The organism is Arachnia propionica (assembly GCF_003932785.1).
Lineage (GTDB): Bacteria > Actinomycetota > Actinomycetes > Propionibacteriales > Propionibacteriaceae > Arachnia > Arachnia propionica_B.
Genome location: NZ_RQYT01000141.1, coordinates 1 through 586, shown reverse-complemented (window position 1 = coordinate 586; position 586 = coordinate 1). Strand labels below are relative to the sequence as shown.

Here is a 586-nt window from a genome sequence, read left to right as displayed (position 1 = left end):
GTGGTGATGGGTTGGAGGCCGGTTGGGTCGTGGAGGTTGGTGGGGTTGTTGCCGGCGTAGTTGTAGGGGTTGGGGGCCCAGGCGGTGCCGGTGATCGGGGGGAGGGGGTCGGGGGTGAGGAATCCTCGGCTGTGGGGGTCGAGGATGCGGGCGCCGAGCCATTCCAGGCCTTGGATGTGGATGTCACCTTGTGGGCTGAGGCTGATGCCTCCGGGGAGGGTGGTCTGCGGGGTGGGTGGTTGGTAGGGGTTGGTGGGGGTGGTGTGGCGGTGGGGGCGCCAGGAGGGTTGGAGCCAGCCGTGGTTGGTGGTGGCGGTGAGTGCTCCGGCGGTGATGATGGTGTGATCGTCTGCCTGCAGCAGGGTGCCGGTGGTGGGGTCGGTGAAGATGTCGTGGTTGTTGATGTGGGCGAGGTGGCCGAGGGCGTCGACGATGGTGGTGGTGTGTTCGACACGGTCGTTGTGGTGGGTGGTGATGGTGGCGAGTCGTGACAGTGCGGTCCAGGTGTAGTCGCGGCGTCGGCCATCACTGTGGGTCTCGCGGGTGCGGCGTCCGGTGTGGTCGTGGGTGTAGGTGATGGTTTCGT

At 66.9% G+C, this 586-nt stretch carries 1 protein-coding gene; it reads right to left on the bottom strand.

Annotation, left to right across the window (positions count from 1 at the left end; genetic code table 11):
* Nucleotides 1-586, bottom strand: a 586-nt coding sequence (locus EII35_RS15600; RefSeq protein WP_312019308.1) for an RHS repeat-associated core domain-containing protein, incomplete at both ends; no start/stop codon positions are given.